This is a genomic window from Peribacillus huizhouensis, assembly GCF_014138605.1.
GTDB classification, from domain to species: domain Bacteria; phylum Bacillota; class Bacilli; order Bacillales; family DSM-1321; genus Peribacillus; species Peribacillus huizhouensis.
In genome coordinates this window covers 162,109-184,992 of the sequence record NZ_JACJHX010000006.1, presented here as the reverse complement: position 1 = coordinate 184,992, position 22,884 = coordinate 162,109, and the positions used below count along the sequence as shown (strand labels likewise).

The window sequence follows — 22,884 nt, the reverse complement described above, 5'->3', positions numbered from 1 at the left end:
GTATACTCTATTCACAATCTTCATTTTCCGCCAGTAATGCCTCAATTGAACTTTCAGCTGGCATTTGTTATTCCGGTGTTTTTTTATATTTCATAGATGGACGTCACTTATTCTTTAGTTTTAGGCATCTAATCCTTGTATTTCAAGTAAGTGTTGCTAATACCAAAGAGTATAGTCGGAAAGAAAATTAATATTGCAACCGTTCCAAAGATAGACGTACCATTTTCATTCATCTAGTTTATATTGGACTGAATAATTTGTATAGTACTTTAAAAAAGCCTTTTTTCCATGGTGATTATCCCTTTTCACCCTAATATCCTCTGCGATGACCTCGTAACCTTCATTACCCTCTAAATAACGTTTTACTGTTCTTATTTGTCATTGCTAATAAATTTAGCCAATAGAAAAGCACCTCCGAATATTAGACCATGTCTAATATTCAGGGTGCAGTTTAGAATTGAGACTCTTGCTTATTAATTTTAATCACAATCAGATTACCATTATTAGATGATGCGAGTTGTTATGATACCTTCAATTTGATTGATTTTTTCTTTTAAGTCAGGTATGATATCGCCATTTACTTTATTATCAATATCAATCATCGTATATGCGTATTCCCCACGGCTTCTGTTTACCATGTCAGCAATGTTTAAATTATGACCTGATATTGCTTGTGTGATCTGACCAACCATGTTAGGAACGTTTCTGTGGAAAGCTGCCACACGTTGTTTTCCTGTATAAGGAAGGATTGTATTTGGAAAATTCACAGAGTTTTTGATGTTTCCTGTTTCTAAGAAATCCTTAACTTGACGAGCGGCCATAATCGCACAGTTTTCTTCTGATTCCTGTGTAGAAGCACCAAGATGTGGAATTGGAACTGTATTTTTCATTTGTAACACATTTTCATTTGGGAAGTCTGTAATATACATGCCAACTTTTCCGCTTTCAAGTGCAGCTTCCATATCTGTTTCATTTACAAGCTCACCACGTGAGAAATTCAATATATGAACACCTGGCTTCATGATACTAAATATTTCTTGGTTAAACATTCCTGCAGTCTCATCAGTTAACGGAACGTGTACAGTAACATAATCAGAGTTAGCGAACAATTGTTCAATCGTCATAGCACGTTGTACATTTCGAGACAAATTCCAAGCTGTATCAACAGAGATGAATGGGTCAAAACCAATAACATCCATGTCTAAATCAAGCGCATCATTCGCTACTAGTGCACCGATTGCCCCTAAACCAATAACTCCAAGCGTTTTTCCTTTGATTTCTTTACCGACAAATTGTTTCTTTCCTGTTTCTACAAGCTTAGGAATTTTGTCTCCTTCACCTTCTAAAGTCTTTGTCCAAGCTACACCTGCAAAAAGGTTACGGGATGAAGCCATTAATGTTGTTAGGACCATTTCTTTTACAGCATTGGCATTAGCTCCTGGAGTATTAAATACGACAATTCCTTGTTCCGAACATTTGTCTACGGGGATATTATTAACACCGGCTCCAGCACGTGCAATTGCTTTTAAATTATTGCCGAATTCGATTGTATGCATGTTAAAGCTACGAACTACAATAGCATCGGGATTTTCGCTATCATTGTCAATCGTAAATGTATCGTTATTGAATACATTTAGTCCGCTTTCTGTAATATTATTTAGAGTTTTGATTGTTTTCACTTTGTCTAAAATTAATGTGCTCATTTTTTTGCCCCTCTTTTTAATATTCAAATTTTATGAAAATCTGTATTTTCTAAAAAAATGGAATAAGAAAGTAGTATTGACTTTTATATTCTCTCCTAATATACAGAAAGAGGCAAGGGAAGTTTCCCTTACCTCTGCCCAGGCGAACGGCTACGACATTATGTGCTCCCTCACGGTGATCCGTGTTTCGCCAGTCACACATAGTCTTTTCATTTCTTACATTCTAACAAAATCTCTTTAAAGCTACAACCCTAATATTTAAAATTTTCATGTCTTTTTATCCGGATCAAATCAGTTATTTTTATTGTGAAATGATTTCTGTGTAGATGCATTTTTTTAGACATTCTTTGAATGGTTATTTCAGAATTAGAAGTCTATGATTTTAATAGATTCTCCAAAGTTAAAAAAAACGTTATTCTTTCAGTTTAAGTCTCTAAAAGAATGACGTTTTTGATTGGACAGCTGTTTTCTATAGAAAATAACACTTAGAATGTCACATATTAGCTTAATTGACTATTCTTTAAACGGATAAGAAGCGCCAAGTATTCAGTGGATATCACTTGTTTCAAGGCAATCAAGATTTTTACGCTGAAAGCTTGGAAATAATTTTTCCTTCTTTGTCTGTAATTGTGAACATGATTAAGATTAGTGCAGGGATCGCAAATGCCATGTTTACCATGATGCCTGCAGAAGCTGCAAATTCTAGATTCCCTGTAGATACAAGTACACCATATACCGCTGTTGAAATGGCTATTCCAAATGAAAAGCCTAGAGAGCTGGACATTTTATAAATACCTGAAGCAACGCCAACTTTATCTTCTGGAATATTGACTACTGCAGTATCAGTTGATGGTGTCGCATATAAGCCAAGGCCAACACCGGAAAGCATGAAGCCGATAAAGAAGGTGATAATATACGCTAAGTCAGGTAAGAAAGTTAATGCTGTCATACTAAGCCCAACAGTTGATATTATTGAAGCGGCTATCATTGGTTTCCTTGCGCCAACTTTTTGCATTATTTTCTCGCCGACACGAATCATCACAAGTACAGCGACTAAGTTACCGAGCGTTAATAATCCGCTTTGAAATGGTGTAAAACCTCTTGCTACTTGTACATACGTATTCGCAACGACAACCGTTCCAGCAACACCATTTAGTAAAAAGTTAGAAGTGACAGCACCGGTATAAGCTTTCGTTTTAAATAAAGAAAATTCAATAAATTGATTGCGCTTTTTACTTTCTAGAGTAAAGAAGATCACACTACCAAAAATAATGACACCTATTAATGCGATAGTAATCGGGCTTGTCCAACCCAAATCGTGTCCTCGTGTAACGACTAGGTTGATTGCCAGCATAATAATGACAAAGATGAAGAGCCCACTAAAATTAAATTTCGATTTGGTTGATTTTTCAGCAGCCTTACTTTCTGGTGCATCTTTTAATAAGTACATCGCTACCAAAGAAAGAGCAATTGAAAAGATGAAAATCCATTTCCAACCCATATATGTAGCAATTGCACCACCTATAAAAGCACAACTTCCGCCACCTCCCCATGAGCCAAATGACCAATAACTAAGCGCCCGCTGTCTATTTTCCCCCTCGAAGTACGCTTTAACTAAGGCAATGGTTGAGGGCATAATACATGCGGCAGAAAAACCTTGGATAATACGCCCCGCAATTAAAAGTGTAGCATTTTGCGCTAATATAATGCATAAGCAGCCAATTATGCTTAAAATAAGCCCTATAAAAGTCATTTTCTTACGGCCAACTTGATCTGAAATCCCACCAGCTGCAACGATAAACATTCCTGAAAATAAGGAAGTTAAACTAATTGCAATATTTAGCGTACCTAATGAGATACCTAAATCCCCTTGGACGACTGGAATGATATTTACCATAGACTGAGCAAATAGCCAAAATGTAAGTACAGCAAATACGATACCAGTAATCATTTTATTTGAACTGTAGGCACTTGTTTCCATCATGTTCCTCCTATAAATCTAGTCTAGGTCCTTGATCTTTTATTTATTCGCAGATTCCTAACAGTGAAGCGCTTACAAAATTTTGGAAGATTATTTCTTTGTTTCGCTTGTCCATACTAGAGATTAAGAATAGGCATTACTCAATCATATAATACATTTATGAATGGAATAGATGAAATAGAGAAAAGAATTTATATCTTTCTCTATTTCATCTCACTTACTATTATCCCGCATTAACGGGCAGTAGGCCCCCATCTCAAGGTTTGAAAGAATCTCGAAGAAGCGTATGTGGGGGTTAACTGCCCGTAAAAGCCCGATTGGTAAGATACATTGAACTTGCCGCAGAGGTTTAGTTGAACCAATCGGGTTCGTAGTATCGCTTTATCCTCGCGGTAGCGGGAATATTAGCGATACTAGAACGGGACTAACAATCAGTGAAAAACCCACTGATTGCAGTTTCACTTTATCGATTTACTGCGCTAGTTGATGCTAACTGAAATTTATTTTCTTTTTCCTTTAATATGAAACTGATAAAATCGAGGATAATTCTTGCTCCTGCTTGACTTGTAATTCCAGTAGGATCGTATGGTGGAGATACTTCTACTAAATCAAAGCCAATTACATTTCCTCTTTTCGCGATTCCTTCTAACAGTTCATTTACCTCATCATAATATAGACCACCAGGTGAAGGTGTACCCGTTCCAGGTGCTAAAGAAGGATCTAGTCCATCGATATCAATGGTTACATAATAATTTTCTCCTTCAGGGATTAGTTCTAATAGTGATTCGATACCCATTTTTCGCATTTGACGTGGGGATAGGATTTGGCTGCCATATTCTCTAGCCGCATCTACATCTTCCTTTTTACTACTACTAATACCACGGATTCCAAATTGGAACATTTGTTCAACATGATCCATTTCAGCTAAACGGCGTAGTGAGCTTCCATGACCAAATCTTTGTCCTGAGCGATGGTCTGCCCAATCCAAGTGAGCATCTATTTGGATGACGTGGAAAGGACCGATAGAATCTAGTGCTCTACCAACTGGTATGGTAATGGAATGATCCCCGCCCAATACGACAGGCATTGCTCCTTTTGCAATGATTTTTCGAAGCGATTCTTCAACATTGTCGAAGCTTTGTTCCAGATCACCATGTACCATATCTACATCTCCACAATCAACTACTTTGCAGTCTGGACCTAGATACATAATATCTTTTTCAATATCATAAGCGCCATCTAAACCGAAACTATATAAAGTAGAACCTTCTCTGAGTCCACGAGGTCCCATCCTTGTTCCAGATTTCCATTGTGTCCCCATATCATATGGCACTCCAATAACAGCCACATCTGCATCTAGCTCATCAAGGTTTGTACAAATAGGATATTTGCCAAAAGAGCAAATACCTGTAAACGGAAGGTTTAGAATTTGTTTTTCATTTTGATTAGTCATTGTGCATCCCCCACTATAGTAAAAGTTTCAAGAAAACGAGCTTTGTAAGCGCTGTTTTACTTGTTAACTTAATATAATGCAAGTTCCGTGCCAACTGAAGAATAAAGGTTTTTCATAAAAACTTAGTCAAAATTGACTAAGTTTTTCGAACATATTGATTGATTTTCCGATTTGCTGTGGATTGGCTAATCCCTAATTTCTTAGCTAGCTTAATACTGCTTGGATATTTTTCAAACATCCTAACAATATAGTCTCTTTCCATCAACTCGATATATTGATCTAAGGTCAGATCATCTTTATTTGAAGGTGTGATGCCCACTTGGTCAACGTCAATAAAGTTATCATTTGAAGTAATTAATATGCGCTCTATAAAATTTCTAAGCTCTCTTATATTCCCGAGCCAATCTTGTCTATTGATCCAGGCAATTAGATTACTAGACAATTCTTTATTCATTTTATGTTTATCATTAAACTCATCTAATAGATCAGTTACTAATTGATTAATTTCTTCTCTTCTTTCACGCAAAGGTGGAATGTCAATTTTAATCACATTAATTCTATAGTAGAGATCTTCGCGGAATTTTTTTTCAGCAATTAATTTTTGTAAATCTTGGTTAGTAGCGCAGATTATTCTACAATTTACATGATTTATTGATTGGCCACCTACACGTTGAATCGTTCGATTTTGGAGAACAGATAATAAATTAACTTGGAGATTAAGTGGTAGCTCAGCTATTTCGTCAAGAAAAATAGTACCGTTTCCAGCAGCTTCAAAATATCCTTTCTTCCCACCTTTTCTTGCGCCAGTAAACGCTCCTTCCTCATAGCCAAACAGCTCTGATTCAATTAATGATTCTGGGATTGCTCCACAATTTACTTCAATAAAAGGTTCATTTTTTCGATTCGATTGCTGATGAATTTTTTGAGCGAAATAGTTTTTCCCAACACCTGATTCTCCTACTAATAATACAGTGACATCTAAGCTAGAGACTTTTTCAACAATATGAAATACTTGCCCCATTTTTCCGTTATTAATCGGCGATGCGTACATTTGATTATTTTTCATTTTTTCAATTTCTTTTTCATATAAAAGCATTGTTTTAGCCACTTGATCATTAGATTTTTTGAGATAATCAAGTTCAGTAATATCTCTCGAAAAGCTAAGAGCCCCCAAAATCTTTTGTTTTTCATCAAAAATGGGATAACCAGACACAACTAGTTTTCTACCCGTTGCAGTTTCTTGAATAATAGTTTCAATTTTTTGTGTCTGCAGCACTTTTCCAGTAACGGAAGGTGATAATATGCCATTCTTCTCTAAAGAATATACATTTTGATGGAGCATTTTCTCTGTCTCCATTCCAAACAAATCTTTAAATTTTTCACTTAAAAATATAATGTTACCGGTTGCATCTGTTACAAAGATTTCGTCAAATGAATATTTAATAATATGATCTAAAAGTAGGTGAATTTGTTGTATAAGCATGAATTTCCTCCCTAGTCAGTAATGACTACATAATATTCCGAATTGACTATATATTTCAATAATATCAACTTATAACTAAAAAAGCTAGATTCAGTTGTTTATTCTTTACCATATCCTAATAAATAAAGGCTGTTTTCACATACTTTGTTGCTTTGCAATCATTTTTACACTAATAACCCGGGTTGATTTCCGTTGCAGGTACTCGCTTTCCGCGGGCGGTCTCAGAAGCCTCCTCAGTGCTTTGCACTTGCGGGGTCTCCCTCAACACGCTTTTCCCGCAGGAGTCTCGCACCTGTAACGAAGATCAACATCTGTTCGAATTGGTTTCTTGCTAAAAGCAACAATCTTTACGAAAAGAGCCTAAATAAAAAAGGCTGTTTACGCAAAGACTGTTGCTTCCTCGAACAATTCCATATAATGGTTGATAGAATGAGGTTCAGGAGGCGTTCAATTATGTGTGAAGGTGTGTATTAAGGTTTAGAGTTAACGAAATCATAGCGATTGGCTTTGTTTGAAGCAATGAAACAAGACTTGTTTTCAGAAGAACCCGACAAAATCACAAAATTACTCAAAACTATTCGTGAAGCCCGATTTTCTTCGGGAATGGCTTGTGTTCATTGCGGAAGTACTTCTGTTAAGCCCAATGGCAAGCACACGACAACGCTATTTTTGTAATGATTGCAACAAAACATTTAATGATATGACAAATATACCATTTTCAGGATCTCGCAACCCTGAAAAATGGGTAAGAAATATTGAGCTAATGTTAGAAGGATTCACTCTACCTAAAATTGCAGAGCGACTAAAAATACACATCTCTACTGTCTTTTATTGGAGGCGTAAAATTTTGAACGCATTAAGCATTAGTAGGTCTTGTGTTTAATCAACTGCAAGGTATCGTTGAAAGTGATGAAACCTTCTTTCGTGAGTCTTTAAAAGGTCTTCGTAATATTTCTCATAGAATACCCAAGAAACGTGGTGAAAAAAATACGAAAGAGGGGCATTTCAATCCAAAAAATTATTGTCGTAGTTGCACAAGACCGCGATGGTAAGATGATTGCCCGAAAAGCAGGGACAGGTCGTGTTAAAGAGGAAGAAATTCACAAAGAAGATGGGTGAATTTCTTCACCCATCTTCTTTGTGTCATGTACATATACTGCTACAATTTACAAGAAGTTCGCTACACTGATAGGCTTACTACACGAAACCGTAAATGAACGCCAAAAACTAAGAGTTAAGAAAGGGATATATCATATCCAACACGTCACCAACTTCCACAATCGTTTAAAAGGTTGGATGGATCGATTTCCAAGGTGTAGGAACTCATTATTTAGACAACTATTTATATTGGTTTCTTTGGATTGGAATAGGGAAAAATTTTGCATTTGATATATGTGTTGAGCAAATGCTAAATTCAGCGTGTCAAAAATCCAATTATACAACGGTTGAGATATTACGATGTGCATAAAAAAGACATCAAATTAGGGGTCAATAAATTACTTTTCTACTGTGATATATTCATCATCTTTTAGTCTCGTAAATTCACATCTTCCCACCGTTGATGTAAATAACATCTTTATGTGTAAGACTTTCTGGATTATCGAACTCTAAATTAATAAAAGCAATGTTTTGGAACCCCGTTTCTCTAAAGTCTCCTTTTGCGTCCGATCCAGTGGTGATAATAGCAACGTCCAGTTCGTTAGTAGCGCCGTTAATGAGCTTTAAAAATTGTTCTTTAATCGCATCAGTGTAAAACCGTTCGAGGTTAGTAACAATTTCAATTTAATCACCCCTATGTAACATTAGAATAAAGTTTGATTAAAAAGTTCCCTTCATTCCTTATTTAACGGCAAACGTAAATATCTCCAATTTGAATAAAAATTGGTCAAATTGGCGTTACTTACTTTAGCTAAGTTTTAGATTTTTATAAAAAAGTTTGATCACAAGAATCGTTTATCCCCCTAAGTTTAGTGCTTTACATCTAAAAGTAATTTTATCTCTATTATTTGTTCTATGTGTCGCTGTTCATGCAAATATATCTGTTCAATCCATTGATCAAGAGGTAATTCACCTAAAGAAGGATGCTTCACTGATTTTTCCTCCAATATGGATTTATCTTCTATAGTACTAAGAAAAGCCATCAATTTTTTTCTCGAATCGTTTAACAAATCAATTATTTGCGGAACTTCAAATGATTCTACATCTGGTTCAACTATTTTTGGAGCTTTAATCTTTTTCGTTCTATCCAATAATATAAAGTGTATATTTTTACGTTCTTTTTGAGTACGATCACTTTCTTTTAAACCCCATGCAATAGCCTTTATAGAAGCCTCTTCCACTAAAACCAAGTGATGGCAAACTTGTGCTATACTCCACATATTCATATCAGGTTTACTATTAAGTTGATCATCACTTAATAAAACAATTTCCTTTACTAGGTTATTTCTCGTTTCATAAAGATTATCATTTACAAATTTATTCATGAGATTTCCCCCTTTACCAGAAAATGCGTACTTTGATTCCTATTCTGTTTTCTTTCATATTATAAGTTTAGTTGAATAAAAAAATTGCCCTAGATAAATATATTTAAAGAGAAACATCTTGACTTTATTATATATTTACACCCTATTCTCTACTCGATTTCGTGTTAGATATATCCTTATTTTAACAGAAAATATAAGAAGTCAGGAATTGCACTTTAAAAAACAACAATCTTTTAGAAAACAGCCATAAAAAAAGCAAAACGAGGATGTCCCATAAGAAAAGAGGAACTCTCATATACAACATAATATCTAGATTAATAAAAAGCGAATAATACTAGATATTATGTTGTATAGTCTGACCCCTTTACTTTTGCGACACACTCGTTTTAGAATTTCATATTATTTTTCCTATTATTATCTATTTGTACAATTATTCAAACTTCTTATAATTTCTTTACATATGTTCTAGCTATAAACAGGCAAAATAGTGCTAAGATAGTAATTCCAACGATTGAAATATATGGTGCTAAGCTAAATCCCCAAAACTCGCTCATTTCAGGCATATCATTCACTCCTTTGTTAGTTAAATAATCCCTGTATCACGCATCCTGTCTTCACCGAAACTAGTAAGTGAATATTTAAATAATAACTTACCTTCACTAAAGTGCTCACCTTTGTCTATCTTTTCATCAATGGTTTCTATAAGCGCCCCTGAAAATAAATCAGTTAATGTTACTCGAACATTACCTAAGGCATATGCTCCTGCCAACCCATACTCTTTAAGAATTTGCTTTGCAATTTCATAATCCCATATTCCTTTATCGGGTCTTTCCTTGGTGTGCTCGCGGATTATTTGTAGAATCCTACCTTTTATATGAATTTTAGGCATTTACATTGCCTCCTCTTTTTCTTTATTGTCTGAAGGCACAGAACGGATAACATCTAGGACGTCCCTCTTTTCAGTAAACATAACAAATCCGCCGATAATTACAACCAAAGCTCCCAAAACGAAATTCCATTCTGGCGGAGTAAGTGTGAAGATACTTATAAAAATGATGGCGAAGATTCCATATAAGTCCCCGATTGCTTGACCTCTTCCAACACCAATCAATGGGAAAGACTTGTACCATGACACGTAGCAAAAACCAAATGTAATTCCAGCTAAAAGTAGCCAAGTTACCGGTAACAATGTCATTGTTTGCGCAATCATTGGTACAATAGGTACATCTCCAAATAGGATAAACAGCGGAAAGATTACAGCTACCCACCAGAAAACTTCACCCGTGAACCTAAGAGTTAACCCAATATCAGGATCTGTAACATCCAGTGCCCGTCCAGCAATGGCACCTTCAATTCCCCAGCCAACGGCAGCCATTAATCCACCCAAGTATCCTAACCAAGCGCCAGAGCTGTCCTTGAGCTCACCTAAAATACCGGGTGCAAATACGACGATCCCACCGATAATAATCATTGCGATCCCGATAGCAGCCCTACGAGTTATCTTTTCACCGTACCATTTGTACGCTAATATTGATCCTACTATGGGATACATTAATGCTGCCACTGCGGCAAAAACACCGCCTATAAAGCCGATTGCTAAAAAACTTCCGAAAATAGCCATTGGTCCGCCGAAAATTGCGGCTACAAAATACCATTTCGTCACTTTTTTAAACTGAACAATCGTCCGTCCGTAATCTTTCCATTTACCTAAAACGCCTGTCCACACAAACATAAACAATAATACAGCGATTGCATTTAAACCGGCTATTACGGCTGCCGCTGTCACATATTCAGAATTTGTATGAAAAGGCATGGAAACGAAAGGAAACTCATACCAAATCGCTGATCCAGGTACATACCATGCTCCCCACAATATGGCTGCCCATAAAGCCCACATAAAGCCCAAACGTACTGTCTTCTCTTTGTGTTTAGTTCTAGCAATATCCACTAAACTCATAATTGCCCCTCCTAATGTAATGATTACAGCTTCATTTTCATATCCTAATGTTCGCTGAAATTCATTACCGTTATCATCTAAGAAACTATACGTATATTCAACAACTTCCATAGGCTAAGTTCAGTCGAGAAGAATTGCACATTTAACACTTTAATAATCAAGAAAATCATTGTTTCGGCTATTCCTAAATAGTTAATGTTTCTAAAAAGAAAAACTCTCTTTTCCCTAGTTGAATTCTTAGAAAAAAGAGGTTATTCTACACGTTGTTCATTCTTTTTTTCATTAATGCTTCGTTTAATGAACGATCACCTCAATTTGCCATTCAATTAAATTGAATAGCGCTCTTTGAAGCTTTTAGTGCTTTCTGCATAAGCACGACTTCTTCACTTAAAGCGGTCACCCGTTCTAATACTTCTTTATCAACTAGTTCATTTTGAGGACTAAAATGATCATTATGAGCATAAACAAATCCTGGTGCAACAAATGCACGGAAATATCCTGCAATTGGTTTCAGTTGATTTTCAATGACTAAATAGTGTTGATATGTTCCCCCAGTAGCAATAAACCCCATAACTTTATTGCGTAAATCTTTTGGATGAATTAAGTCAAATAAGTTTTTTAGAGCCCCAGTAATAGAACCTTGGAAAATTGGAGTACCAATAATATAAAAATCTGCTGTGGAAACAATATCGATCACTTTCTTCGTATCCCCCGTATAAGTTGACGGATTACGGCCATCACAGAACTGAATATTATAATCCTTCAAATCAAGTAATTCTACTTCAATTTCCGGGTTGTTTCTCTTCACTTCGTCTAATACTTGTTGAACGACAACCCGTGGTTTCGATCCAGTAATTGTTCCTGATATCCCTAGTAACTTCATGCTAAATATCCTCCTTATACTAATAAAATCTTGTTGGCATATGCCGAGTTTGAGGAAACAAGGATTTACTTGTACCATCTTTCGACTTTTATAACTAAATGTTCTAGATATTTTTTGGTTATTCAAAAGGTGAAATGACGCAATATTCAGAAAATTTCATTCGAAAGTATTTGACTCATAATAACATCATAGAAGAGGGGTTGCTTCCTTTCTCCTATTATTGAAGGGAGTCCATATAGGATTTATTAAGTGTGCCCCTATAACAAATAAATGAAGTACCACTCCAAATAAGATAAACTTACGGAATCCCAGTGCCCTTTTCACCGTGAAGATGTTAATTATTTTAGGATGAAATGTGCCATACCCTTTCAATAGAGGTATATACCAGAACCAAACCACTTTGTTTTGGCTCTGGTATATAAATAGAAATTTAATATCTTCTATAATTTACTCAAACCATGGAACATCGATTAATGTATTGCCAATCCACTCACGTAAAATTTCATTTGTAGGTCCCATAATTGCGCCAGCGCGACCATCACGTAAATATTTTTCTACTTGACCTGTCAAATATCCTCTTCCGCCGGAAACTTGTAGCGCTTGGTTTGTTACTTGAATAACGATATCAGCTGCATGTGTTTTTAATTCCCAAATTGGGTATAGCAATTCTCCAAGCGGCGTTCCATTTGCAGCAGCTCTGTCTAGATTTTCAGCTGTTCGATAAAGCATACTTCTTGCACTGTCTACCATAATTTGAGCTTTCGCTAATTCATGACGAATGACTTGATAACTAGCAACTGATTTACCTGTATCAGCATGAACCTTTTTCTTCGCACCATTAATTGCTGCGTTTAGAGCACCTTGTGCAATACCAGTCCAACAAGCGGCTGTGCCTAATAAAAATAGTGGATCGATTGTATTATCATTGTGATAATTCATCCCGCCTTCACTACCTATACGGTTTTCTGCAGGGACATATACATCTCTAAATTTCATTGGTCCACTTGAATTCCCACGAAGTCCCATTGCGGAGAACGGAAATTGGGTGATCCCCTCTTGTCCATTTTCTACAAGTAAATACATTAACTTATCGGATTCTGTACTTTCTGGATACGTCGTTGCCACGATATACCAATCAGCTTCTCCAGCACTTGTAACAAACGATTTATCAGCATTCAATGAGTAGCCATTTCCAAGACGGGGAGCTGTACTCACAACATTCCAAAAGTGACTACCAGTTGCTGGTTCACTAAATGCTAACCCGCCGATTTTTCCACGAAGAACATCAGGAATAAAACGCTGACGCTGTTCTTCGTTACCAGCTGAAAATAGTGTTTGAAGTGCAGTTGTATGCATTACCCAGCACATCGTTGAAGATGCACAATATTGAGCAAAACTTTCAGCTAATACGGCAAATCCAGTAAGTCCAGCTCCAAGTCCGCCATATTCTTTCGGAAGGGTAACAGCGCCAAATCCTGCTTCAGCAATTTTACCTAAACTCTCACGCGGATAGATGCCTTGCTGATCAGAAATAGAGGCTCTTTCTAGCAACTCACTTTTTCCAAGTGCGTGTGCCTTCGCTTGTAATTCTTCATAACCTGGAGGGCAAGTCCACCAGCTTGGAACTTGCATAATACCTTCATTTAATACTGTGTTAGAAACTGACATGATTCTTCACTCCTCAGCAATTTTTATTTAAATTAATAGGATATCTATATGATTTAATATTGATATCCTATTAATATAGGTATAGTTTCAATTAAATGACTTTGTCTTTCGTAATCTCATCTTCCATTTCAAGCATTTTAAAATAGCTTCGGGTAGTAGGTCCCGGTTCAGTATTTTGAGTAAGCATGTTCAAAGCATTGGATACTTCGATGCGGCGATATGTTTCAGTTACACGCCCATTCGTTTTAAGAGAGTTCCTTCGTTCTAGTAATAGCGCCTTTTCTTCAATCGTAAGGTCTTCTGAAATTTTGATAGTGTCAAGTACATTTTTTTCTGCAGCTTCACAACTGGTGATCTGGACATCGCTATTTTCAACACGACCTGTCGGAGAATAAGCCAATGCGCTAACAATTCGATGTTTCGCACTATTTAATGTTTCTTTTAAAAAAATAGGTTGGATAGGCGTAATGTCTTCCACGAGCAACCGTGTAATGCCGCGGTCATTAATCGCTTCTAAAATTTGTTCAGGGTCATCCTCAACGACAATCTCTTTATGCGGCGGCCAAATATCCATCCAATAATGGGTCATATGCTGCTTCCCTACATGGAAGATAAAGAACTCGGGATAAATAAACTGTTGCCCAGGCTCAACACCAAGATTAGGTCGAAAAAAATCATAAAATCTTGTAAGTGCCGACATTAGTAAACTACTTGCACCAGTACCTCCACCTGTTTCTCTTACGACCACTCCAATACGGTCGAATTCATTGAAATTTGGGAAAATATCTTCTAACAGAACGTTCTTTCCTTCTAATTCAAAGTCAAAGTCCTGATAGCTCATGGCATTGACTGTATGCATTGCTAGATCCCCCTTTTTTCTATTGCGGAAAATTAGAATAAATTAAACTCAGCCGGGGTCATTCTTGTTATTTATTTATTTATACGTACAAGCAAGATTTACAAAAATGATGGTTCAGGTATACGATGGGCTGTATAGAAAGCTTCTCCATCGCTTTCTGCGTCAAAAATGACTGGAACATTAGGCGTGAAGATGATGACATCTCCTGCTTTTGCTACATGTTTTTGTCCTTGCTGATCACGTAAGACAAACTGACCTTTAATGACGAATTTTACTTCTAAAAATTCATACACAAATTCAAATTCTTCCCCTGGTTGCATATCGAAGTATCCCATTGAAATGGCATTTTCCTTTGATGTAACTGGAACATCAATGATTTGGCTTTTTAGTGCTGGGATTCCTAGCAATCCATTTAATTCTTTCTTTTGGTATGTGCCTGCTTTAATAATTTGGAAACCAGGTGCTTTACTTAAATAATCATAGTTTTTTGCTTCTGTTATTGATTGACTCATATATATCCACTCCTATCAGGATTTTTTTCTTTTATTATTATTTAATCTAATTTCATAGCTCACTATTTTTAAAGATTACATAAAAGAAGATTCAGGCTGACGATGGGCTGTATAGAAAGCGTCACCGTCGCTTTCACCGTCAAATATAACGGTTGTAGTCGGACTGAATACGAATACATCACCTTCATTAGCGATATACTTTTTCCCTTGATCGTCACGAACGATGATTTGTCCTCTATAGACGATTTTGATTTCTAAAAATGTATAAGTGAATTCGAAATCCTCAGAATTTTGCATTGAGAAATATCCCATTTGTAACGCATGTTTATCTGTACAAACTGGAACATCAATAATTTGACTGTCAAGATTAGGAATACCAAGAATTGTATTTAATTCCTTCTTTTTATATGTTCCTGCTTTAATAAGTTTTACACCTGGCTTATCGTTTAAATACGTCAATTCATCTAACCATGTAGTTTCTGTACTCATTTTTGTACCTCCATTATTTTTAATTTTTGTTTTATAATAGCCCGGAAGTAAAAACCGGTTTATTCATTACGTTATGCTTAGGTTGCTTTTCCAAAATCGTGAACAATCCAGGTGACAGACGTTTCTTCCAACTGATATGAATCTCTTCTTGGTTCACTAATATTCGCTTGTTATGAGCAGGAAAAATGATTTTAGTAGCATCTTGTGTGATTAATACAACTTGGTCGTCTGATTCATTCCCTTTAGAAACAGTTACTTCATATACTCCTGGGGGAGGAAGTAAATAATAAGGGCTCGGTACTACTTCAACAGTTTTTGTATTTGAATAAACCTGACCCTTTATTTGATAATGCTCGCCTAAATAACGGTGAACGATGTCCATTTTTCCAGTAGAAATTAATTTTCTAATTAGAGTAGAACTTATCTTTTCGCCATTAATATCGACTTTGTTTACTTTAACTCCTTCAATACTGTTATTAGAATCGGTTTTTATGCGATCCATATTCCCCTCGCCAAATTGTCCATACGTAAAGTCAAATCCAGCAACTGCATATTTTACTCCAAATTCTAAGAGATATTTCTGGACAAATTGCTTTGGAGTTAAGGAAGCAAAATCTTGATCGAATTGCACGATGTAAAACTTTTGAACACCTAATTTTTTTAAAATTCGTTGTTTAGTATTCATCGGCATTAAATATTGAATTTTTTTCTTATCTCGTTTAAGTACTTCTTTGGGGTGGGGGAAAAAGCTCATACATGCAAGTTGCAGCTTCTTTTCATCAGCAATTCTTATAGCTTCGTTGATGACTTGTCGATGACCTAGATGAACTCCATCAAAAAATCCTAAAGCAATCACACTTGGTTCGCTTTCTGAAAGAAACAAATGTCGGTTGCTTTTATTTACATAAATGACATCCACATATCCGCCTCCTAACCGTTAAATTATAGAATTGATGGGTAATTCAGACGAATTGCTAACAATAAATAGCTCCATCGCTTTTACCATCAAGTATAACTTTGTACTCGGTTTTTAATTGAATCGTTCAACTGCTTAGGCATCATGTTGTCTTATGTACAATGAATAGTTCATCGTTGTATACAAGATTTGTTCTTATGCTTCTACGGTGCGATCATGTTGTCTAAATCTGACAACGCTTTCATCACTTTCAATACAAGTGATCGTACTACAAGAAATACATACTATCATTTGATTTATTCTAGCTGTGTCATACTTCTTGGTTCGTATGTTTTTCTATATATGTATCATATTATTTATTTATAAAGTTATCCTAAAGTCAATCTAAACTAACGATAAATTTTCAATAAATTCCAAAAATAAATAAAATTCCACTTATTTTTCACTTATTTAACAGGTTTCTGTCGATGGATGAAATAAAAAAAGAAGGAGCCCAAAAAGTCAAACTTCACATACTATCAAACCGTTTATTATGATAGCTACTGCCAATAAACGATAATAATATATGTTAAGTGAGCTTTTCGGGACACCTTCTAGCTTTGAAACATATTACATATTCATATGTATTATATATGTCAGTATGAAGTTACCATTGAGCTTCAAAATTTCCTCCAATACGAGATATCGCCAAGTATGAAATAAAACAACGGCATCTTTTGTGTTTAGATGTCTAATGTTTCAACGGACGGCAACATAATCGTAATCGTTGTACCTACACTTACTTTACTTTCTACTAAAATATGTCCATCATGTGCAGCAATAATTTTTTGAACAATAGACAGTCCTAATCCATTCCCTTGAATTTTTTCGGTTCTGGTCCTTTTTTCTCTAAAGAATGGAAGAAATATTTTTTCTTTATTTTTTTGCGAGATACCTATACCATAATCTTGGAACTTTATGATCAGGTTTTTATTTTGTTGATAGGCGAAAATATCTATTTTTATTTTCTCACCATTATTTGATTTTGAATACTTAATGGCATTTTCTAAAATGTTAATAAAAACGCGATTCATTTTCTTAGGATCAACAAAAATGAACAATGAGTCTTTTTTATAGTTTTTAGTAATTTCTATTTCGGAGCCTTCTGATCGGATGGCAATTATGTTTAATGATTGTTCGATTAAAAAATCAAATGGAATAACTTCTTTTACGTAATCTCCATCATCATCCGTATTCATTTCAAATAAGTCATTAATTAATTGGATTATATGGTTACTGCGTAATAATATGGAATTCATTATTTCCTTTTTCTGGGTTTCAGGAAGTGACTGATGATTAACTAAGATTTCTGTGTATTCTCTTACGGACGTTAATGGCGTTTTTAAATCGTGAGAAATCTGTGACATAAATTCTTTTCTCCGTTTCTCCGATTCTTGAAGTTGTTGGTTTGTGTTAACTAACCGTTCATTGGCACTTTCCAACTCTTTCGTCCGCTCTAGCACTTTATCTTCAAGTTGATGGGCTTTTAAGTTTAATTCCCCAATTAACTCTTGGATTTTTTGATTCATAAAATTAAATGCTACCGCCAAGTTGCCAATTTCATCTTCTTGCTCAATTTGAAGTTCTTTGACAAAATTTCCGGCAGCGCTTTCTCTTAATGCATCAGTTAACTGATCAATTGGTTGAGTAATCGTTCGTGAAAAACGATAAGTCATATACAGCAGAACAATAATTCCAAAAAGTAAAAATACTAATAGATGTGATAAAAAAAGAAGCATATGCTTGTTTGTTTGCGCCTTTGTACTTTTTACAATCGGTCCAACAATATCGGACTCTGAAATGATAAAGTTGAGACGCCATCCGTTATTTAATGATGAAGATAAAAGATAAGCTTCTGAATTGGAATAGGTTATTGGCAATATGCCTTCTTTATTTTTTATAGCGCTATTCATTATAGATGAGTTCTCTTGAATTTTTTCGGCTTTTGTTTGTCCCGAGATAAAATTTCCTTTATCATCGATTAAAAAGGCAAAGGCGTTTGGTTCACTGAATTTAACGTCCATTAATTTGTTTGTAATGTTTTCAATAGGGACATCTAGTCCTACCATCCCTTTGAATTCGCCCGTTGTCAAATAAACAGGTGCTCCAGCAGAAATAAGCCAATCCTCTTTCGTTACATCACCCATCGGTTTTGCCGACCATATATATGGTTTCGTCCATTCCACTTTCCGTTGTGGATTTAAAGCAACTGTATAAAATTCATAATCTTGAAAACGTAGATTAGGTGCAAATTTTTTCGAAGAAATGGCTTCCTCTACGTCTAGAAATGGGTAATACAGCCAAGCAGAACTTGGTAACGATAAATAAACGGCATTGATCATCGTTTCATTTTTCATCGTTTGAACGAACAATGGTTCAAGTTGCTTTGCTATTTTTAAATCATTTATAGTTTTATTAGCCACATTACTAGATATTGAACTAATAAAAATATTTGTTTTTTCATGTTTAATGTCAAACGTTTCCCACAAGTAACCTTCTTTCCCTTTTTTTACATGTAATTCATTTGAAAGAGTTAAGTTAGGCCGACTATATATGGTTTCAGCTTGTTTTTGAATTAATCTTAATGTGTTTTCTAGATTGTGCAAATCTGTATTCAAATTTTGAGTTTCTTTTTGTAAATACAACAGTTTTTGCGATAAAACTTCTTTTTTTGTATTGGCAATTTGATCTTTCATTATTTGATTGGATAGATTGCTCCCTTGATACATACTGTATGTAGCAATCATGACAAAGGGAATAAAAGAGATCATTGTTGTAAATGCTAATATTTTAAAATAGTAAGATTTTTTAATCTTAAATAGACGTTTGAACAAACTTGTAGCCGACTCCCCTCATTGTAATGATGTAGGATGGGTTTACTGGATAATCCTCAATCTTTTTTCTCAAGTTTGAAATATGAACGATTATCGTACTTTTCTCACTAAATGAGTCATATCCCCATATTTGATTTAAAAGCTGTTCTGCTGAAAATACTTGATTTGGATGTTTAGCAAAAAAAGTAAGTAATTCAAATTCCTTTGCTGTTAATTCAATCACTTGGCCGTTTCGCTTAACTTCTCGAGCTGTTAGATCGATGACGATATCATCAAAAGTGATTTGTTTTTTTAATGTGCTTTGATTGTGATTAATAGAATTTCGTCTTAAGTGGGCTTTGATGCGGGCGATTAGAACTCTTGAGTTGAAGGGTTTTTCAATATAATCATCACCCCCACATGCAAAAGCTAGAATTTTTTCCTTATCTTCATTATTACAGGTTACATACAGGATGGGTACGGCTGTCATTTCTCTCAGTTGCTGACATAGATCAATTCCATTCATATCGGGTAATTGTATATCCAAAAGAATAAGATCCGGTGTTTTTTCCCGTACCTTTTTTATTGCGTCCATGCCAGTTGAAGCAATCGTATAGGCAAACCCTTCAAGAGATAAATTCATCGATAAAATCTTCTGAATATCAGCATCGTCTTCAACAATTAATATTTCATCCAAGTATGATGACCTCCAGCTATATAATTTTTTGTATTATCTGAATTTTCACTCTACACACTTTTAATAAAGATTACCAAAAAATAAAAGCGCTTTCAATCATTTTTAAAGAAAACTATGTTTTATAAGTTAATTCAATGTACCTTTCCTTTTAATGTAGTACACAAAATAGAATCTATCATTTTCCTTTATTTATATATTTTAACATAACACACTATTAATTTATCACGAAAAAAACGTTTTATAGGCAATATTAAATAAAAAAGCAGAATTTCTCCATTGGAGAGATTCTGCTTTTCTTAAGAATGTATTATTCATTTTATTCATCTAATCACAAACGTATCGATTGTTGATTTTACTAAAATTTCAATAATAGCAAAGTTAGTTGATAAAGTTACGCCATTATTTCAAACTACGATTTAAGAAAGCTTTCGTTCGGTCGTACTGAGGATTTGTAAACAAATTGTCTGGGTGACCAGATTCGATAATTTCCCCGTTATCCATAAATATCGCTCGGTTGGCTACTTCTTTCGCGAACCCCATTTCGTGGGTAACCACAATCATCGTCATGTGCTCTTCAGCTAGGTGCTTCATTACTTGAAGTACTTCCCCTGTCAATTCCGGATCTAAAGCGGAAGTTGGTTCATCAAACAGTAGAATATCAGGGTTCATCATAAGAGCTCGGGCAATCGCGACTCTTTGTTTTTGACCACCTGAGAGATTTGCTGGGTACGCTGTCGCCCGATCTGATAACCCAACTTTCTCCAGAAGGTCTGCACTTTGTTGCTGGATCAAATGAGCCGGCTGTTTTTTTAACATTCTAGGGGCGACTTCTAAATTTTCTTTGACCGTCATGTGTGGGAAAAGATTAAAATGTTGAAAGACCATACCCATTTTGGAGGTGATCTTCTTGATTTCCTGTGATTTCGAATACACGCCATCCTTTACTAAATAATCACCAGATACACAGATACTACCGCTGTTTATTTCTTCAAGATGGACCAGACTACGGAGCATTGTGCTTTTCCCAGATCCAGAAGGTCCTATCACGGCAACCACGTCGTTTTTATTTACATCGAATGTAATTTGTTTTAGTACTTCTAAATCGCCATATGATTTTTTGAGGTTGGAAACTTCAATGATAGACATATTCACGACTCCTTCTTATTCAAATTTGAACCTTTTTTCTAGCCATTTAAAGAGTATAGTTAATAAAAGCGTTATGATTAGATAAATGATACCAGCTATGAAGAAAGGCACAATCGTAAAGTCACGGTTCACCGCTGTTTGAGCAAAGTGTAGTAATTCTGGTACGGCAACAGCATAAAGCAATGCGGTATCTTTAACCAAAGTAACAGATTCGTTAGAAACCGCAGGAAGTGCAATGCGAAACATTTGAGGTAGTATAATTCGAGTCATGGTCTGCCATTTATTTAACCCGAGCACTTGGGAAGCTTCGTATTGACCTTTATCAATTGCTAGAAGTCCACCGCGGAAAATTTCCGCAAAATAGGCTGCATAATTCAAAATAAAGCCTAAACAAGCCGCTACAAAGCGATCTAGAACTAAATAATCACCGATTATTGGCAGCAATGGTAGTCCAAAGCATATAAATAGAAGCTGCAACAATAAGGGTGTGCCACGCATTAAATATATGTAAGTTTGAGCAAGCCAAGATATGGGCTTAATCCTGCTTTTTGCCGCTAGAGTTAATAAGAAGCCCAACGGAATCGATGCTAGTATAGCAATTAAAAACAAGAGAATCGTAATCTGAGCTCCTTCTAGCATCGGTTTAATCATTGTATTGATATAATCTGCCATAAAATAAATCCTCCAAAAACAAAACAGGGTTTCCTAAGGAAATCCTGTTTGCCTCATATTTGTTCGCTATGTTTATCCCATTATTACAGCATGTAAATCCCCGATTTGTTCAACTTATTTTAATACTTTATCTTCGCCAAACCACTTTTGTGAGATTTTTGCAGCAGTGCCGTCTTGATTCATCTCATCAAGTGCTTTTTGAAGCTTTTCTAAGAGTGCTTCATTCCCCTTTTTTACCCCTACTCCATATTCTTCCGGTGCAAGAGATTCATCGAGAATCTTAAATGTACCTTCCTCTTTAGACATATAATAATTAATGACCACTTCATCAATGACCACCGCATCCAAACGACCAGTCTTTAAATCACTCAGAGCCAATACATTGTCGGCGAACTCCGTAATTGTCTTGATCTTAGATTTGATTGGATTATCATTCAAGGCATCGGCTGCGGAAGAAAGAGACTGAAGGCCAACGACTTTGTCTGCTAAATCATCTAGTTTAGTAATATTTGAATTAGCCAGGGTTACAACTACTTGTGCATTTTTTAAATAAGGCTTTGTAAAAAGTACCTTCTCTTTACGTTCATCTGTAATTGTATATCCATTCCAAATGAGGTCAATCCTTCCACTGCTTAGTTCAGATTCTTTTGTTTTCCAGTCGATTGGTTGAAATTTAGGCGTTGCTCCCATTTTTTCAACAGCAGCTTTAGCATAGTCAATATCAAAACCAGTAATATCATTATTTTTATCTCGGAATCCCATTGGAGCAAATTTATCATCGATCCCAATTACTAGCGTGTTATCTTCTTTTTCTGCTGATTTGGAGCATGCTGTAAGTAGAGAGAATACCGCTGTGATAGCTAGAATAATAGTTACGATCCGTTTCATTGAAAAACCACCTTTGACTAAGTAATATTCGACATACTTTAATTCATTAAAATATTAGAGTGATAAATTATTATAAGATAAAGTTAACACAAAATTTAAACGAATGTCAACGAATTTTTTAGTGTATTAGCACACTAAAGTGTCTGTTCATAATAACTGCTTCAGCGATTAATTAATCATTGAAGCAGTTAAATCTAAACACTCCATTATTCCCTTGCTTTTCTATATAGCACGTTTTCCTA

18 protein-coding genes, 1 pseudogene and 1 riboswitch are annotated in these 22,884 nt (G+C 35.4%); of the genes and pseudogenes, 1 reads left to right on the top strand and 18 read right to left on the bottom strand.

What is annotated here, in order from left to right:
- Nucleotides 1-503: 503 nt before the first annotated feature.
- From HNP81_RS11825 to HNP81_RS11810, 4 genes are all read right to left on the bottom strand, one after another.
- Nucleotides 504-1,703: a phosphoglycerate dehydrogenase gene (locus HNP81_RS11825; protein WP_182502750.1), complete on the bottom strand. Its 1,200-nt coding sequence runs from the start codon at nt 1,701-1,703 to the stop codon at nt 504-506.
- 129 nt (nt 1,704-1,832) lie between these two features.
- Nucleotides 1,833-1,911, bottom strand: a riboswitch (ZMP/ZTP riboswitch).
- Nucleotides 1,912-2,286: 375 nt separating this feature from the next.
- Nucleotides 2,287-3,687 carry an MFS transporter gene (locus tag HNP81_RS11820; protein WP_376766742.1) on the bottom strand — a complete coding sequence of 467 codons (1,401 nt, stop codon included), beginning with the start codon at nt 3,685-3,687 and terminating at the stop codon, nt 2,287-2,289.
- Between the two features lie 460 nt (nt 3,688-4,147).
- Nucleotides 4,148-5,137 (bottom strand): agmatinase, encoded by a 990-nt coding sequence (speB, locus tag HNP81_RS11815; RefSeq protein WP_028391235.1) that lies wholly within the window; start codon nt 5,135-5,137, stop codon nt 4,148-4,150.
- A gap of 136 nt (nt 5,138-5,273) precedes the next feature.
- Nucleotides 5,274-6,620: a sigma-54 interaction domain-containing protein gene (locus HNP81_RS11810; protein WP_182502749.1), complete on the bottom strand. Its 1,347-nt coding sequence runs from the start codon at nt 6,618-6,620 to the stop codon at nt 5,274-5,276.
- A gap of 501 nt (nt 6,621-7,121) precedes the next feature.
- On the opposite strand from HNP81_RS11810, the pseudogene HNP81_RS11805 reads away from it, so the two are divergent.
- Nucleotides 7,122-8,088: pseudogene (locus tag HNP81_RS11805) on the top strand (IS1595 family transposase).
- Between the two features lie 499 nt (nt 8,089-8,587).
- On the opposite strand, the gene HNP81_RS11800 reads toward HNP81_RS11805, so the two are convergent.
- The 14 genes from HNP81_RS11800 to HNP81_RS11735 form a co-directional block, all read right to left on the bottom strand.
- On the bottom strand, nt 8,588-9,103 hold the full coding sequence (locus HNP81_RS11800; RefSeq protein WP_182502748.1) for a DinB family protein: 516 nt from the start codon (nt 9,101-9,103) through the stop codon (nt 8,588-8,590).
- Between the two features lie 583 nt (nt 9,104-9,686).
- The gene (locus tag HNP81_RS11795; protein WP_034300973.1) at nt 9,687-9,992 is read right to left on the bottom strand and encodes a hypothetical protein; all 306 of its coding nucleotides are present in this window, start codon (nt 9,990-9,992) and stop codon (nt 9,687-9,689) included.
- Nucleotides 9,993-11,060 (bottom strand): EamA family transporter, encoded by a 1,068-nt coding sequence (locus HNP81_RS11790; RefSeq protein ID WP_028391238.1) that lies wholly within the window; start codon nt 11,058-11,060, stop codon nt 9,993-9,995.
- A gap of 322 nt (nt 11,061-11,382) precedes the next feature.
- Nucleotides 11,383-11,943 (bottom strand): NADPH-dependent FMN reductase, encoded by a 561-nt coding sequence (locus HNP81_RS11785; protein ID WP_028391239.1) that lies wholly within the window; start codon nt 11,941-11,943, stop codon nt 11,383-11,385.
- 447 nt (nt 11,944-12,390) lie between these two features.
- On the bottom strand, nt 12,391-13,611 hold the full coding sequence (locus HNP81_RS11780; protein ID WP_028391240.1) for an acyl-CoA dehydrogenase family protein: 1,221 nt from the start codon (nt 13,609-13,611) through the stop codon (nt 12,391-12,393).
- Nucleotides 13,612-13,702: 91 nt separating this feature from the next.
- Entirely contained in the window at nt 13,703-14,470 is a 768-nt protein-coding gene (locus tag HNP81_RS11775; RefSeq protein ID WP_028391241.1) for a hypothetical protein, read from the bottom strand.
- 98 nt (nt 14,471-14,568) lie between these two features.
- On the bottom strand, nt 14,569-14,982 hold the full coding sequence (locus HNP81_RS11770; protein WP_028391242.1) for a cupin domain-containing protein: 414 nt from the start codon (nt 14,980-14,982) through the stop codon (nt 14,569-14,571).
- Between the two features lie 75 nt (nt 14,983-15,057).
- Nucleotides 15,058-15,471 (bottom strand): EutQ-related cupin domain-containing protein, encoded by a 414-nt coding sequence (locus HNP81_RS11765; RefSeq protein WP_028391243.1) that lies wholly within the window; start codon nt 15,469-15,471, stop codon nt 15,058-15,060.
- Between the two features lie 31 nt (nt 15,472-15,502).
- The gene (locus tag HNP81_RS11760) at nt 15,503-16,390 is read right to left on the bottom strand and encodes an FAD synthetase family protein (RefSeq protein ID WP_051404908.1); all 888 of its coding nucleotides are present in this window, start codon (nt 16,388-16,390) and stop codon (nt 15,503-15,505) included.
- A gap of 719 nt (nt 16,391-17,109) precedes the next feature.
- Complete coding sequence (locus HNP81_RS11755; protein WP_182502747.1) at nt 17,110-19,260, bottom strand: sensor histidine kinase; 2,151 nt, start codon at nt 19,258-19,260, stop codon at nt 17,110-17,112.
- A complete protein-coding gene (locus HNP81_RS11750; RefSeq protein WP_028391245.1) occupies nt 19,241-19,936 on the bottom strand; it encodes a response regulator transcription factor in 696 nt (231 codons plus the stop codon). Before HNP81_RS11750 ends, HNP81_RS11755 begins: the two co-directional genes overlap by 20 nt.
- Nucleotides 19,937-20,335: 399 nt before the next feature.
- Complete coding sequence (locus HNP81_RS11745; RefSeq protein WP_028391246.1) at nt 20,336-21,082, bottom strand: amino acid ABC transporter ATP-binding protein; 747 nt, start codon at nt 21,080-21,082, stop codon at nt 20,336-20,338.
- A gap of 15 nt (nt 21,083-21,097) precedes the next feature.
- The gene (locus HNP81_RS11740; RefSeq protein WP_028391247.1) at nt 21,098-21,754 is read right to left on the bottom strand and encodes an amino acid ABC transporter permease; all 657 of its coding nucleotides are present in this window, start codon (nt 21,752-21,754) and stop codon (nt 21,098-21,100) included.
- Nucleotides 21,755-21,868: 114 nt separating this feature from the next.
- Nucleotides 21,869-22,642: an amino acid ABC transporter substrate-binding protein gene (locus HNP81_RS11735; protein WP_028391248.1), complete on the bottom strand. Its 774-nt coding sequence runs from the start codon at nt 22,640-22,642 to the stop codon at nt 21,869-21,871.
- Nucleotides 22,643-22,884 lie beyond the last annotated feature (242 nt).

What these genes read in the sequence shown, in the direction of transcription:
- HNP81_RS11825 (WP_182502750.1), bottom strand. Translation starts at nt 1,703, where the DNA reads ATGAGCACATTAATTTTAGACAAAGTGAAAACAATCAAAACTCTAAAT.
- HNP81_RS11820 (WP_376766742.1), bottom strand. Translation starts at nt 3,687, where the DNA reads ATGATGGAAACAAGTGCCTACAGTTCAAATAAAATGATTACTGGTATC.
- speB (WP_028391235.1), bottom strand. Translation starts at nt 5,137, where the DNA reads ATGACTAATCAAAATGAAAAACAAATTCTAAACCTTCCGTTTACAGGT.
- HNP81_RS11810 (WP_182502749.1), bottom strand. Translation starts at nt 6,620, where the DNA reads ATGCTTATACAACAAATTCACCTACTTTTAGATCATATTATTAAATAT.
- HNP81_RS11800 (WP_182502748.1), bottom strand. Translation starts at nt 9,103, where the DNA reads ATGAATAAATTTGTAAATGATAATCTTTATGAAACGAGAAATAACCTA.
- HNP81_RS11795 (WP_034300973.1), bottom strand. Translation starts at nt 9,992, where the DNA reads ATGCCTAAAATTCATATAAAAGGTAGGATTCTACAAATAATCCGCGAG.
- HNP81_RS11790 (WP_028391238.1), bottom strand. Translation starts at nt 11,060, where the DNA reads ATGAGTTTAGTGGATATTGCTAGAACTAAACACAAAGAGAAGACAGTA.
- HNP81_RS11785 (WP_028391239.1), bottom strand. Translation starts at nt 11,943, where the DNA reads ATGAAGTTACTAGGGATATCAGGAACAATTACTGGATCGAAACCACGG.
- HNP81_RS11780 (WP_028391240.1), bottom strand. Translation starts at nt 13,611, where the DNA reads ATGTCAGTTTCTAACACAGTATTAAATGAAGGTATTATGCAAGTTCCA.
- HNP81_RS11775 (WP_028391241.1), bottom strand. Translation starts at nt 14,470, where the DNA reads ATGCATACAGTCAATGCCATGAGCTATCAGGACTTTGACTTTGAATTA.
- HNP81_RS11770 (WP_028391242.1), bottom strand. Translation starts at nt 14,982, where the DNA reads ATGAGTCAATCAATAACAGAAGCAAAAAACTATGATTATTTAAGTAAA.
- HNP81_RS11765 (WP_028391243.1), bottom strand. Translation starts at nt 15,471, where the DNA reads ATGAGTACAGAAACTACATGGTTAGATGAATTGACGTATTTAAACGAT.
- HNP81_RS11745 (WP_028391246.1), bottom strand. Translation starts at nt 21,082, where the DNA reads ATGTCTATCATTGAAGTTTCCAACCTCAAAAAATCATATGGCGATTTA.
- HNP81_RS11740 (WP_028391247.1), bottom strand. Translation starts at nt 21,754, where the DNA reads ATGGCAGATTATATCAATACAATGATTAAACCGATGCTAGAAGGAGCT.
- HNP81_RS11735 (WP_028391248.1), bottom strand. Translation starts at nt 22,642, where the DNA reads ATGAAACGGATCGTAACTATTATTCTAGCTATCACAGCGGTATTCTCT.